13 protein-coding genes, 2 pseudogenes and 1 riboswitch are annotated in these 14,459 nt (G+C 40.1%); of the genes and pseudogenes, 13 read left to right on the top strand and 2 right to left on the bottom strand.

Translation table 11 applies throughout. The features are described from left to right. Positions 1-42 precede the first annotated feature (42 nt). Positions 43-1,425: a phosphomethylpyrimidine synthase gene (gene thiC / locus ACE3JL_RS05715; protein ID WP_002757174.1), complete on the bottom strand. Its 1,383-nt coding sequence runs from the start codon at positions 1,423-1,425 to the stop codon at positions 43-45. 8 nt (positions 1,426-1,433) lie between these two features. Beyond that, a riboswitch (TPP riboswitch) is annotated at positions 1,434-1,530 on the bottom strand. Between the two features lie 489 nt (positions 1,531-2,019). Next, entirely contained in the window at positions 2,020-3,441 is a 1,422-nt protein-coding gene (gene glnA, locus ACE3JL_RS05710) for a type I glutamate--ammonia ligase (protein WP_271988204.1), read from the bottom strand. A 314-nt stretch (positions 3,442-3,755) separates the two neighbouring features. Here glnA and ACE3JL_RS05705 point away from each other — a divergent pair, with 314 nt between their 5' ends. The 13 genes and pseudogenes from ACE3JL_RS05705 (at position 3,756) to ACE3JL_RS05645 (ending at position 14,424) form a co-directional block, all read left to right on the top strand. Then, positions 3,756-4,058, top strand: coding sequence for a trypco2 family protein (locus ACE3JL_RS05705; protein ID WP_271988203.1), 303 nt, complete (start codon positions 3,756-3,758; stop codon positions 4,056-4,058). Positions 4,059-4,176: 118 nt separating this feature from the next. Beyond that, entirely contained in the window at positions 4,177-7,881 is a 3,705-nt protein-coding gene (locus ACE3JL_RS05700) for a trypsin-like serine protease (RefSeq protein WP_375329035.1), read from the top strand. Between the two features lie 250 nt (positions 7,882-8,131). After that, the gene (locus ACE3JL_RS05695; protein ID WP_002739617.1) at positions 8,132-8,380 is read left to right on the top strand and encodes a type II toxin-antitoxin system Phd/YefM family antitoxin; all 249 of its coding nucleotides are present in this window, start codon (positions 8,132-8,134) and stop codon (positions 8,378-8,380) included. Then, positions 8,373-8,642 (top strand): type II toxin-antitoxin system RelE/ParE family toxin, encoded by a 270-nt coding sequence (locus ACE3JL_RS05690; RefSeq protein WP_002787830.1) that lies wholly within the window; start codon positions 8,373-8,375, stop codon positions 8,640-8,642. The genes ACE3JL_RS05695 and ACE3JL_RS05690 overlap by 8 nt, the downstream gene beginning before the upstream one ends. A gap of 82 nt (positions 8,643-8,724) precedes the next feature. Next, positions 8,725-9,015: pseudogene (locus ACE3JL_RS05685) on the top strand (UPF0175 family protein). 196 nt (positions 9,016-9,211) lie between these two features. Then, the gene (locus tag ACE3JL_RS05680; protein ID WP_375329034.1) at positions 9,212-9,862 is read left to right on the top strand and encodes a DUF3782 domain-containing protein; all 651 of its coding nucleotides are present in this window, start codon (positions 9,212-9,214) and stop codon (positions 9,860-9,862) included. Positions 9,863-9,975: 113 nt separating this feature from the next. Next, on the top strand, positions 9,976-10,668 hold the full coding sequence (locus ACE3JL_RS05675) for a DUF3782 domain-containing protein (RefSeq protein ID WP_375329033.1): 693 nt from the start codon (positions 9,976-9,978) through the stop codon (positions 10,666-10,668). A gap of 112 nt (positions 10,669-10,780) precedes the next feature. After that, entirely contained in the window at positions 10,781-11,473 is a 693-nt protein-coding gene (locus ACE3JL_RS05670; RefSeq protein ID WP_375329032.1) for a DUF3782 domain-containing protein, read from the top strand. Positions 11,474-11,585: 112 nt separating this feature from the next. Further along, positions 11,586-12,278 (top strand): DUF3782 domain-containing protein, encoded by a 693-nt coding sequence (locus ACE3JL_RS05665; RefSeq protein ID WP_375329031.1) that lies wholly within the window; start codon positions 11,586-11,588, stop codon positions 12,276-12,278. A gap of 112 nt (positions 12,279-12,390) precedes the next feature. Further along, the gene (locus ACE3JL_RS05660) at positions 12,391-12,999 is read left to right on the top strand and encodes a DUF3782 domain-containing protein (protein ID WP_375329030.1); all 609 of its coding nucleotides are present in this window, start codon (positions 12,391-12,393) and stop codon (positions 12,997-12,999) included. 206 nt (positions 13,000-13,205) lie between these two features. Further along, positions 13,206-13,835: a DUF3782 domain-containing protein gene (locus ACE3JL_RS05655; protein WP_375329029.1), complete on the top strand. Its 630-nt coding sequence runs from the start codon at positions 13,206-13,208 to the stop codon at positions 13,833-13,835. A 112-nt stretch (positions 13,836-13,947) separates the two neighbouring features. Next, positions 13,948-14,076 (top strand): annotated as a pseudogene (locus ACE3JL_RS05650) (DUF3782 domain-containing protein); the annotation flags it as partial. Positions 14,077-14,157: 81 nt separating this feature from the next. Further along, entirely contained in the window at positions 14,158-14,424 is a 267-nt protein-coding gene (locus tag ACE3JL_RS05645) for a hypothetical protein (RefSeq protein ID WP_375329028.1), read from the top strand. The last annotated feature ends 35 nt before the right edge of the window (positions 14,425-14,459 follow it).

Here is a 14,459-nt window from a genome sequence, read left to right as displayed (position 1 = left end):
GAATAGGGCTGAAATCAAGTCAGCCCTTCCCATGACTCCCGTTTAAACTGGGGTTAAATTGTCTTGATTCTGACTAGCGAGAAACTTTTCCAATTCCGTAATCGCATCGGCATCGACCTTAGTTTGCATAGGACAGAATTTCGGTCCACACATCGAACAAAACTCCGCAGTTTTATAGATATCTGCGGGTAAAGTCTCATCGTGGTATTCCTTAGCGCGATCAGGATCCAAGGATAACTGAAATTGACGGTTCCAATCGAAGTTATAACGAGCAATGGAGAGTTCATCGTCACGATCGCGCGCTCCAGGACGATGACGGGCGATATCTGCCGCATGAGCCGCTATTTTGTAGGCAATTAAGCCATTTCGCACATCTTCAGCGTTGGGTAAACCGAGATGTTCTTTCGGGGTGACATAACATAACATCGCCGTTCCGTACCAACCCGCCAGAGCCGCTCCGATCGCCGAGGTGATATGATCGTAGCCTGGGGCAATATCGGTGACAAGGGGACCAAGAACATAGAAAGGTGCTTCGCTACACTCCTCCATCTGTTTTTTCACATTAAATTCAATTTGGTCCATGGGAACATGGCCCGGTCCTTCCACCATCACCTGTACATCGTGTTCCCAAGCGCGACGCGTTAGTTGACCGAGGGTTTTCAATTCCGCTAATTGGGCCGCGTCGGAAGCATCGTGGGTACAACCGGGACGCAGGGAGTCACCGAGACTAAAAGAAACGTCATAACGCTGGAAAATCTCGATAATTTCGTCGAAATGGGTGTAGAGAGGATTTTGCTTGTGGTGGTGTAACATCCACTTAGCAATAATACCACCACCCCGGGAGACAATCCCGGTCAGACGGGTTTTGACTAAAGGCAGGTGTTCGATGAGGATTCCCGCGTGAATCGTCATGTAATCTACCCCTTGCTGGGCGTGTTTTTCGATAATATGGAGGAAATCTTCGGGGGTGAGTTTTTCAATATTGCCGTGAACACTTTCCACCGCTTGATAGATGGGTACAGTACCGATGGGGACAGGAGAAGCATTGATAATCGCGGTGCGAATTTCGTCCAAATTACCGCCACCAGTGGAAAGATCCATCACCGTATCCGCGCCGTATTTGACCGCTAGGTGTAATTTTTCCAGTTCTTCGTTAATATTCGAGGAGTTAGGGGAAGCCCCGATATTAGCATTAACTTTACACTTAGAAGCAATACCGATCGCCATAGGTTCGAGGTTGAGGTGATTGATATTAGCGGGAATAATCAGTCTTCCTCGGGCGATTTCGCTGCGAATCAATTCGGGAGAGAGATTTTCCCGTTTTGCCACATACGTCATCTCTTCGGTAATTATCCCCTGACGGGCGTAGTGCATTTGCGATACATTTGCCTGTCCGCGCCGGGGGGCAACCCATTCTTGTCTCATAATTTTATTTCCTCTGTAAACAGCTTCCCTACGCTGGAATTACCCAGTCTCAGGTTCTAAGGGTCTTTCTCAGCCTGATTATCTCAGACACCCCTAGCTATGAGGGCAATTCTATCACTGTTGAGGACTGAGGAGATAAAGCTTAAGATTGTTGTTTGATTAGGCAGTAATACTAAATCCGTTGAGTAACGCACAGAAAACGGGTTTCTCGGAGAAACCCGTTTTCTACTCATGCAAAAGGCAAAAGGAAATAAATAATCAGTTTTTAATAACCGGATTTAGTATCAGTATTCAGTTTTTATTTATTATCCCATCTCCCCGCTCCCCAATTCATAATTCATAATTCATAATTCATAATTCATAATTTATAATTTATAGCGTTTCTGATTCACAAGAGGTACATTCCCGATTCTGAACAGCTTAATCAGCAAAGGTTTAAGTGTGACGCACAGATGCGAGAACCGCTATATAATTTATAATTTATAATTCATAATTCATAATTCATAATTCATAATTCATAATTCCCCTGCTGATTCCGAAAAAAAGGGGCAGGCAAAAAGCCTACCCTAGGATTGATGATTATTCAATCAAACCTTAAACATCGTAGTAGAGAGAGAACTCGTAGGGGTGGGGACGTAAGCGCATCGGGTTAACTTCGTTATCGAGTTTGTAGGTGATCCAGTTTTGGATAAAGTCTTCGGTAAAAACACCAGAATCGGTCAAGAAAGCGTGATCTTTTTCGAGACTTTCTAGAGCTGCTTCCAGAGAACCGGGGGTAGAGGGTATTTTTGACAATTCTTCGGGACTGAGTTCGTAGATATCCACATCGAGAGGTTCTCCCGGTTCAATTTGATTTTTAATCCCATCGATACCCGCACAGAGCATAGCTGCAAAAGCGAGGTAGGGGTTAGAAGTCGCGTCAGGACAACGGAATTCTAAACGTTTAGCTTTCGGGTTGCTTCCCGATAAAGGAATCCGAATCGAAGCGGAGCGATTACCTTGGGAGTAGGCCAGGTTTACTGGGGCCTCAAAACCGGGGACGAGACGCTTGTAAGAGTTGGTGGTGGGGTTAGTTAAAGCTAAGAGTGCAGGAGCGTGTTTAAGCAAACCACCGATGTAGTACAGTGCCATTTGGCTGAGTCCAGCGTATTTATCGCCAGCGAACAGGGGTTGACCATCTTTCCAGATAGACTGGTGAACGTGCATCCCAGAACCATTATCACCAAAGATGGGTTTAGGCATAAAGGTGACGGTTTTACCGTATTTCTTAGCCACGTTCTTGATGCAGTATTTGTAGGTCATCAAGTAGTCGGCGGCCCGTACTAGGGTAGAGAATTTAATCCCTAACTCATTTTGACCACCGGTAGCGACTTCGTGGTGATGTTTTTCGATGGGAACTCCGCAGTCGGCCATGGTTAAGAGCATTTCCGTGCGAATATCTTGAGAGGTATCGGTGGGACTAACGGGGAAATAACCCTGTTTGTAGGCGGGTTTATAGGCAAGATTTCCGTCTTTTTCGTCTTTACCGCTATTCCAACGACCTTCGACACTATCCATGTAATAATAGCCGGCGTTGGCGGTTTGGTCAAAACGAGCGCTATCAAAAAGGAAAAATTCTGCTTCCGGTCCAAAATATACGGTATCACCTAAACCGGTAGTGCCGAGATAATCGATCGCTTTCTGGGCAATAGAGCGAGGATCGCGGCTATACCATTCACCGGTTCTCGGTTCTTTAATGCTACAGATCATGCTTAGGGTCGGTTCCTTGTAGAAGGGATCGATCCAAGCGGTGGTAGGATCGGGAACCATGGCCATATCAGATTCGTTAATTGCTTTCCAACCGCGAATACTGGAACCATCGAAAGCAACACCATCGCTGAAAGAGCTTTCATCGATTTGGTCGTAGTAGAACGAGCAATGTTGCCAGATACCGGGCATATCAATAAATTTCAGGTCAATAATCTTAATATTGTTGTCCTGAATCATTTTCAAGACTTCTTGTGGCGTTTCGGGCATGGAAAACTCCTTTGATGTATGGATCGGTTCTTAAGCTTCTCAAAAAAACCATCCTAAACAGTCACTTTCGCAGGTTTTGTATTTTTCGATACAAAATCTTTGATCCTAGCTTGAAAAAATCTGTAATTTCCTTGTTGAGGTCGGTAATGGAGCCGAATGACGATTTCTTTTCCTAACCCGCGCTTCCCTTAGCGATCGGGTTGGGCTATTATCTCAATTTGGGAAAGGCAATCCCTCTGCCCTAATGTTTCAGAAAAACGATAGAGTTGAAAGGGTTTTGGTTTGCATCTTTCAAAAATAACTAGAGAATTAATATGGCCATCAATAATGTTGGACTTCGAGAAACCTTAGAAGCATTGCGGGTTGAACTGAGTAAATCTATTTTAGCCTCTGAGGGTGAGCAGATTCGCTTTGAGGTGGGTGAAATTGAATTAGAGGTTCAATTTGTGGTTGAGCAGTCGAAAGAAGGCAAAGGTGGGCTAAAATTTTGGGTAGTAGAAATGGGTGGGGGTGTCACCAACAAGGATACGATAACCCATAGAATTAAAATTCCCCTTAAACCCATTGGGAAAGATGGAGGACCTATCAAGACAGCAAGTGATGATATTCCCGATTAGAATTTTATACCCCTAGGGACGCAATGCTTGCCCCCAAAGCAGTTAATTTGTAGGATGGGTTAGCGAAGCGTAACCCATCGCCATCCCAGAAGAATAGGTTACATCAATCCGATAAGTTATGCCCCAATTCCAACCCGATCGCGCTTTAGAAATTGTTGCCCCTAAATACGGCACTGCCTATCGAATTGGGGGACGTTTACTCTTGACTTGTCGGCATCTATTTGATAATAGTAACGACTGTAAAGTACGATTTAGATCAGCATCAAACTATTCTGATAAGCAAGACATAGACGCTAAGGTAATTTGGAAAGCTCCCGATAATATCGATATAGCCTTAGTAGAATTACCAGAAACTATCGAAACTTGTAATCCTGTAGGTTTTGGGGTGTTACCTGATGCGAGTAGCACCCAAAAAGTTAAATTTGACTGTTTGGGCTTTCCCCAATTTTTACGGTATTCTGAAGATGGTATAAAATACGCCACAGGGTTACATATTGAGGGAACTATCGATGTGTCTAATCGTGCGCCTCATAACCGTTTGTTATTAAATATTAAAGATAGTCCAGATATTCAACCAACAGATAAACAGTTAGAAAGATTAGCAGAAAATCAATCTCTTTGGGAGGGAACATCGGGATCAGCAATTGTTTGTTATGGGTTAGTGATTGGGGTACAATCTAAACAGCCAATTAGAGAGCGTCTGGCATCTTTAGAAGCTGAATCTTTGGCAAGAGTTTATGATAATCCTGAATGGTGTGAAATATTAGAAAAACGTGACATTGATCCAAATCCTACTACAACAGGTTTAGGTCATGAAGACGAAACAAGATTAAGTTCTAAAGACCCCTTGAGTCAAGTTCGGGACTATGTGCCGACTGAGTTTGAGTTGTTAGATCATGATTTTTATAAGAAACGAAAAGGGGAAAATATTCCGATTTTACGTTTGCCTTCGGCGGCAAAAAATTGGTCATTGATTACTCAAGGTAGTTATATTGAGCGCGAGCAACAAGGAGAAGCCTTAAATTTAGCCAAAAGTTTGAAAGATTATCAGGGAATTTCATTTTTTTTGATTCGAGGAAACCCCGGAGAGGGTAAAACGGCATTAATGAAATGGTTGGCTTATCAGTTAACGGAGCAGAATGAAATTGTTTTACAAAAGCAGGAAGATAATTTTGCCTGGTTGGATTTGCTTTATGAGTTTTCGCAACAAGTTCAGCAGAAACCGATTTATTTAATTGCGGATGATTTGTTTCGGGAAGATGAGTATTTTCTGGAAGCATTGGAGGAGAATGAGCTTCAGTTTCCGCTTATTATTATCGGCACGACTCGCTGGAATGAGAATCAGCAAGAGCGATTAGAGTATCAGGGTTATCGGATTGAGGGTTTAGATTTAAAGTTATCTTCAATTGAGGAAAGAGAACGCATTTTAAGGCAAATTCGCCAAGCTGATCAAGGAGTTAATGAACGCTTGAATCGTCTTTCTATGAATGAGTTAGCTCAATTAATGAATGCGCCGACGATGTTGACGTTAATGTTACAGCTTTCTGAGGGAAAACCGTTTGATCAGATTATTGCGGATGTGATCAAAAAGTTACCGAATGAACCAAATTATCCTGTTTATCAAGCATTTGGTGTAGTTTGTGCTTTTTATCAGTATGGTATTGCTGTTTATCCAAATATTCTTGCGCTATGTTTGCCCAATTATTCTCAAGATGCGATTGATAATGTGGTTAATCTAGCACCAGATACTGATTTAAAAGGATTAATTCAAATAGGTTCTTATGCAGGTTACGAGGGACTAACAGCGATTCATCAAGAAATTGCTAAATACGCCATTACTGTCACCTATAAACGGCGCAATAATCAAGAGAATTTGCCCTATTTATTTAATTTATTGGAAAAATATTTGAGAGTAATAATTCCTAATTTAGAGAGTGAAGTTGAAACTCATCAACGCTGGTTTTGTCATCAATTAAGAGATTTAACAAGCAATAATCAGCAGGATTTAGTCAAGAAAATTCTACGAGATTTTTCTGAAAAAGTAGCAATTCTTCAACAGAAATGTAGAGTTAGTAATCTGATTAGGTGGCAAGATATTTATCGAAACATTGATATGAAAGAGAAGAGCGAACACGTTTTCGATTTACTTCTTTCTCTTAAACCAGAGGATGGATATGAATTTCAGTATAAATTTAACTGGATAAAAAAGAGAGGAAAAGCAGAGCAAATACGAGAAATAATTGTTGAATTCCAAATGTGGTTAGAATCTCATCCTGATGATTTTCATGTCCGACAAGGCTATCTGGCATTAATAGGAAGCCTAGGAAGCCATGGAACCTCTGACCAAAAGCAGAAAGCCATTATCCAAACAAACACTTGGTTAGAATCTCATCCTGATGATTTTCATGTCCGACAAGGCTATCTGGCATTAATAGGAAGCCATGGAACCTCTGACCAAAAGCAGAAAGCCATTATCCAAACAAACACTTGGTTAGAATCTCATCCTGATGATTTTCATGTCCGACAAGGCTATCTGGCATTAATAGGAAGCAATGGAACCTCTGACCAAAAGCAGAAAGCCATTATCCAAACAAACACTTGGTTAGAATCTCATCCTAATAATGTTCATGTCCGACAAGGCTATCTGGCATTAATAGGAAGCCATGGAACCTCTGACCAAAAGCAGAAAGCCATTATCCAAACAAACACTTGGTTAGAATCTCATCATGATGATTTTAATGTCCGACAAGGCTATCTGGTATTAATAGGAAGCAATGGAACCTCTGACCAAAAGCAGAAAGCCATTATCCAAACAAACACTTGGTTAGAATCTCATCCTAATAATGTTAATGTCCGACAAGGCTATCTGGCATTAATAGGAAGCCATGGAACCTCTGACCAAAAGCAGAAAGCCATTATCCAAACAAACACTTGGTTAGAATCTCATCCTGATGATGTTCACATTCGACAAGGCTATCTAGCATTAGTAGGAAGAAATGGAACCTCTGACCAAAAGCAGCAAGCAATTGTTCAGACAAGTAATTGGCTAGAATTTAACCCAAATAATCGCTTTATTATGAGTTTGTTTTTTGGTTACTATCGGGATTACCTTGACTATGAAACTTGCTATCAATTGGCTGAATCTTTGGAGTTTATACAGCTCCCTATAAATCAATGGCAAATCAAAATATACATAGCTAATTTCTTTCGAGATTATGGAGAATTAGAAAGAGCTAAAAATCTATATCTGCCTATCATTAAAGGTGCAACCTATCAAATCAAGAATAAAAATAATAAGAGTCTTGAAAAAACATTAGATTTTGCTTCTCTAAATCATGCTTATCTCTTGCTTTTATTAACTCCACCTCAATGGAACGAAGCCATTAGAAAACTTCACTGGTTGCTGTCAAAAAACCCAGAACATTGTCTTATCAACTTGTATTTAGCCAAAGCATATCAAGCTAAATCCAAAAGCTATCTGCAATTTTCTTCAAAACAAATACATCAACAAGCCATTGATTATTACAAAAAAGCGATCCAATATGATCAACAAAAAAACGGTTACATTTGGTATGAATTTGGTTGTTTTTATCGAGAAAGTATGAATAATATTCCCCAAGCTATCACCTGCTTCAAGAACTCTTTAGAGCAAAATATTAACCTACCTGCCGCACTCGAACTCGCAGAAATAGAGCTACGAAGAGGCAACAAACAAAAAGCTCAAACAATTCTTCAACCTGCCTTAGAACTTCCACTTACAACTCGTCTTGAGAGAGAACAAAGAGAACATCTAACCCCTCGAATTAATGCCATCTTTGCTTAGACTTATACTGGATTATCTTAAAGACTAGAAGATAATTATTTCTATGTGATCGCGGTTAATTGATAATGGACAATTGACAATAGATAACTATTAACTATTCACCAAAAAGGCGCTCACAGGGGGGAGGTTGCTTTAAGAGAAGTGTATCAAGGGATTAGGGATGTTAGTCGCTGGTGGCGGTGATTCTCCTGTCAATAATTGCTATAATAGCTAAAATGGTCATAATGGCTAGTTTCTATAAAGGTTAGTTATGAAAACATTAGGAGCCTCAGAAGCAAAAAATCGCTTTGGCGAACTGTTAGACTTGGCTCGAAGAGAACCAGTAAAGATAGCAAAAAAGGGACGTAATGTTGCAGTCGTGCTGTCAATCGAGGAATTTGAGAGATTTTCCGAGTTAGAAAATCAACTTTTGGCTTTACAGGCAGAAAAAGCTCATCAAGAAGGTTTTATCGGAACAACAGAAAGTGAGGCTTTACTGTCAGAAATTTTAAATGCTTAAGATTAACCTATCTCGACAGGCAACTAAACGCTTAAAAAAACTGCCAGATAAACACGCCAAACAAGTAGCCACAAAAATAACCGAACTGAGAACAAATCCCTATCCCCAAGATTCTCTAAAGTTAAAAGGATACTCTTATCATAGAGCCGATATTGGTGAATATCGAATCGTTTATCGTGTTGAGGAGCAAACAATAGAAATCTTGCTGATTGACAAACGAAACGATGATGAAATTTATAAACAACTAAAGAGAACAATATAGAGAATATTAATTATCAACCATCAATTAATTAGCGATATTATTCCTGCTAAAATCAAGAAAAACAAATTATTTTTAAACACTCATGAACATTAACGTAACATTTCCCGAAGAACTCCTCATTGCTGCCAGAGAAGAAAAAGAAACATTCTCTCGTAAAGTCATAATTTATACATTAGGGCATCTTTATCAAGAAGGAAAAATTTCAGCAGGAATCGGCGCACAAGTATTAGGCTGCGATAAATATACATTTTATACACTTCTCTCTGAGTATGGTTTTTCCATTATTGATTACACAGCAGAAGAATGGTAATCAGAAATACAAACCAGCCGTAAATTAGCCCAAAAAATCCAAGATAATGAAGATAATTGTTAATTCTATTCCCAATTTAGCACCTTTAATCCTTCATTTTGGGAGGAGGTCGCCTTAAGAGAAGTGTATCAAAGTATTAAGGATGTTAGTCGCTGGTGGCGGTGATTCTTGTCCTATTAATTAACAATGATTAATTAATAATTAATCGGCAAAATTCAGTAAAATAGTAATAGACCAAATTAGAGGGAAAAAATTATCTATGGCAACTACATCCGAAGACGTATGGCGAATCTTAGCCGAATTAGCGACTGCTCAGGCCGAATTAACTGCTGCTCAAGCCGAATTAACTGCTGCTCAAAAAGAAACTGACAAACAACTGAAGGAAGTTAGTCAACAACAGAAGGAAACTGACCGACAACAGAAGGAAAACGCCCAACAACAGAAAAAAACTGACAAACAACTCAAAGAATTAGGTCAGCAAATTGGGGGACTCGGGGCAAAATTCGGCAGCTTTACCGAAGGACTTGCCCTTCCTTCAATGGAAAAGATTCTCAGACAACGGTTCGGCATGAAAGTTGTTAGTCCCAGTGTCCGAGCAAGCGAAGATGGAAAACACCTAGAAATTGATGTCCTTGCCTATACCAATGGTGAGCTAAATACTGCCTATATCGTCGAGGTTAAAAGTCATGCTAGAGAAGAATCTATTACACAATTAAAAAGTATTTTGCAACGTTTTCGCAGCTTTTTTCCTGAACACAAAGATAAAAAACTCTATGGCATACTAGCATCGGTTGACTTATCCAACGAATTACGAGAAAAAATTCTGCAAGAAGGGTTTTATGTGGCTCGGATTCATGACCAAGTATTTGAACTCGATATTCCTGATAATTTTCAACCTCGACCTTATTAAAAATTTAAATGTAATCGCTCTATCTTAGCTAAAGGAAAAAACACCCTCTTATTCATGAATCGGCAAAATTCAGTAAAATAGTAATAGACCAAATCAGAGGAAAAAATTTATCTATGGCAACTACATCCGAAGACGTATGGCGAATCTTAGCCGAATTAGCCACTGCTCAAGCTGAATTAACTGCTGCTCAAGCTGAATTAACCGCTGCTCAAAAAGAAACTGACCTACTATTGAAGGAAGTTAGTCAACAACAGAAGGAAAACGCCCAACAACAGAAGGAAACTGACCGACAACTCAAGGAAACTGACCGACAACAGAAGGAAACCGAGCGACGACAACAGGAAACCGACCGACAACTCAAAGAATTAGGACGGCAAATTGGGGGACTTGGTGCAAAATTCGGCAGCTTTACCGAAGGACTTGCTCTTCCCTCAATGGAAACGATTCTCAGACAACGGTTTGGTATGGAAGTTATCAGTCCCAGTGTGCGAGTCAGTAAAAATGGACAACACCTAGAAATTGATGTTCTTGCCTATACTAATGGTGAGCTAAATACTGCCTATATCGTTGAGGTTAAAAGTCATGCTAGAGAGGAATCTATTACACAATTAAAAAGTATTTTACAACGGTTTCGCAGCTTTTTTCCTGAACACAAAGATAAAAAACTCTATGGCATACTAGCATCGGTTGACTTATCCAACGAATTACGAGAAAAAATTCTGCAAGAAGGGTTTTATGTGGCTCGGATTCATGACCAAGTATTTGAATTAGATATTCCTGATAATTTTCAACCTCGACCTTATTAAAAATTGAAATGTAATCGCTCTATCTTAGCCAAAGGCAGCAACACTTTTTTTTCATGAATCGGCAAAATTCAGTAAAATAGTAATAGACCAAATTAGAGGGAAAAAATCATCTATGGCAACTACATCCGAAGACGTATGGCAAATCTTAGCCGAATTAGCGACTGCTCAAAAAGAAACTGATCTACTATTGAAGGAAGTTAGTCAACAACAGAAAGAAAACGCCCAACAACTCAAAGAAACTGACAAACAACTCAAGGAAACTGACCTACTATTGAAGGAAGTTAGTCAACAACAGAAGGAAAACGCCCAACAACAGAAGGAAACCGAGCGACGACAACAGGAAACCGACCGACAACTCAAAGAATTAGGACGGCAAATTGGGGGACTCGGTGCAAAATTCGGCAGCTTTACCGAAGGACTTGCTCTTCCCTCAATGGAAACGATTCTCAGACAACGGTTTGGTATGGAAGTTATCAGTCCCAGTGTGCGAGTCAGTAAAAATGGACAACACCTAGAAATTGATGTTCTTGCCTATACTAATGGTGAGCTAAATACTGCCTATATCGTTGAGGTTAAAAGTCATGCTAGAGAGGAATCTATTACACAATTAAAAAGTATTTTACAACGGTTTCGCAGCTTTTTTCCTGAACACAAAGATAAAAAACTCTATGGCATACTAGCATCGGTTGACTTATCCAACGAATTACGAGAAAAAATTCTGCAAGAAGGGTTTTATGTGGCTCGGATTCATGACCAAGTATTTGAACTCGATATTCCTGATAATTTTCAACCTCGACCTTATTAAAAATTGAAATGTAATCGCTCTATCTTAGCCAAAGGCAGCAACACTTTTTTTTCATGAATCGGCAAAATTTAGTAAAATAGTAATAGACCACATCAGAAGGAAAAAATCATCTATGGCAACTACATCCGAAGACGTATGGCGAATCTTAGCCGAATTAGCGACTGCTCAAAAAGAAACTGATCTACTATTGAAGGAAGTTAGTCAACAACAGAAAGAAAACGCCCAACAACTCAAAGAAACTGACAAACAACTCAAGGAAACTGACCTACTATTGAAGGAAGTTAGTCAACAACAGAAGGAAAACGCCCAACAACAGAAGGAAACCGAGCGACGACAACAGGAAACCGACCGACAACTCAAAGAATTAGGACGGCAAATTGGGGGACTCGGTGCAAAATTCGGCAGCTTTACCGAAGGACTTGCTCTTCCCTCAATGGAAACGATTCTCAGACAACGGTTTGGTATGGAAGTTATCAGTCCCAGTGTGCGAGTCAGTAAAAATGGACAACACCTAGAAATTGATGTTCTTGCCTATACTAATGGTGAGCTAAATACTGCCTATATCGTTGAGGTTAAAAGTCATGCTAGAGAGGAATCTATTACACAATTAAAAAGTATTTTACAACGGTTTCGCAGCTTTTTTCCTGAACACAAAGATAAAAAACTCTATGGCATACTAGCATCGGTTGACTTATCCAACGAATTACGAGAAAAAATTCTGCAAGAAGGGTTTTATGTGGCTCGGATTCATGACCAAGTATTTGAATTAGATATTCCTGATAATTTTCAACCTCGACCTTATTAAAAATTGAAATGTAATCGCTCTATCTTAGCCAAAGGCAGCAACACTTTTTTTTCATGAATCGGCAAAATTCAGTAAAATAGTAATAGACCAAATTAGAGGAAAAAAATCATCTATGGCAACTACATCCGAAGACGTATGGCAAATCTTAGCCGAATTAGCCACTGCTCAAGCTGAATTAACTGCTGCTCAAAAAGAAACTGACCGACAACTCAAGGAAACTGACCGACAACAAAAGGAAACCGAGCGACGACAACAGGAAACCGACCGACAACTCAAAGAATTAGGACGGCAAATTGGGGGACTTGGTGCAAAATTCGGCAGCTTTACCGAAGGACTTGCTCTTCCCTCAATGGAAACGATTCTCAGACAACGCTTTGGTATGGAAGTTATCAGTCCCAGTGTGCGAGTCAGTAAAAATGGACAACACCTAGAAATTGATGTTCTTGCCTATACTAATGGTGAGCTAAATACTGCCTATATCGTTGAGGTTAAAAGTCATGCTAGAGAAGAATCTATTACACAATTAAAAAGTATTTTGCAACGTTTTCGCAGCTTTTTTCCTGAACACAAAGATAAAAAACTCTATGGCATACTAGCATCGGTTGACTTATCCAACGAATTACGAGAAAAAATTCTGCAAGAAGGGTTTTATGTGGCTCGGATTCATGACCAAGTATTTGAACTCGATATTCCTGATAATTTTCAACCTCGACCTTATTAAAAATTGAAGTGTAATCGCTCTATCTTAGCCAAAGGCAGCAACACTTTTTTTTCATGAATCGGCAAAATTCAGTAAAATAGTAATATAGCGGTTCTCGCATCTGTGCGGCACACTTAAACCTTTGCTGATTAAGCTGTTCACAATCGTGAATGTACCTCTTGTAAATCAGAAACGCTATAGACCAAATTAGAGGGAAAAAATCATCTATGGCAACTACATCCGAAGACGTATGGCGAATCTTAGCCGAATTAGCGACTGCTCAAGCTGAATTAACTGCTGCTCAAGCTGAATTAACTGCTGCTCAAAAAGAAACTGACCGACAACTCAAGGAAACTGACCGACAACAGAAGGAAACCGAGCGACGACAACAGGAAACCGACCGACAACTCAAAGAATTAGGACGGCAAATTGGGGGACTTGGTGCAAAATTCGGCAGCTTTACCGAAGGACTTGCTCTTCCCTCAATGGAAACGATTCTCAGACAACGCTTTGGTATGGAAGTTATCAGTCCCAGTGTGCGAGTCAGTAAAAATGGACAACACCTAGAAATTGATGTTCTTGCCTATACTAATGGTGAGCTAAATACTGCCTATATCGTTGAGGTTAAAAGTCATGCTAGAGAAGAATCTATTACACAATTAAAAAGTATTTTGCAACGGTTTCGCAGCTTTTTTCCTGAACACAAAGATAAAAAACTCTATGGCATACTAGCATGGGTTGACTTATCCAACGAATTACGAGAAAAAATTCTGCAAGAAGGGTTTTATGTGGCTCGGATTCATGACCAAGTATTTGAATTAGATATTCCTGATAATTTTCAACCTCGACCTTATTAAAAATTGAAATGTAATCGCTCTATCTTAGCCAAAGGCAGCAACACTTTTTTTTCATGAATCGGCAAAATTTAGTAAAATAGTAATAGACCACATCAGAAGGAAAAAATCATCTATGGCAACTACATCCGAAGACGTATGGCGAATCTTAGCCGAATTAGCGACTGCTCAAGCTGAATTAACTGCTGCTCAAGCTGAATTAACCGCTGCTCAAAAAGAAACTGACCTACTATTGAAGGAAGTTAGGATCGTGGATTAAATAAAATGTAAAACTAGCGAGTTAAGCTGATAGGATGAGGAGACAAAGAACAATACAGTGGGTAAGATGAGTCCCTATCCTCCTGAAATCGAAACTCAAATGCAACGATTCTATCAGTCGTTATCGGAGAAAGATAGTCGCCGCTATGCGGCGATTGAAGCCTTGAAATTAGGGTATGGGGGCATTAGCTATCTCAGCCGACTTTTTGGATGCAACTACCGGACAATTATCTTTGGAATGGAAGAGTTGACCGATGAGGAGTCCATGAGTCTCGATTTTCAAGGGGTGACAAGGCGACTAAAAGGCTTGCTGGATAAGGCGCATAGCCGTTAGACCCCTAGAAAAATCGGGGTGTTTTCCTGGCTTGA

Origin of the sequence: Microcystis sp. BLCC-F210 (assembly GCF_042134685.1) — a bacterium.
Classification (GTDB): Bacteria; Cyanobacteriota; Cyanobacteriia; order Cyanobacteriales; family Microcystaceae; genus Microcystis; species Microcystis aeruginosa_D.
Note: the sequence above shows the minus strand (reverse complement) of the source record. Positions and strands in the feature narration are given on the sequence as shown.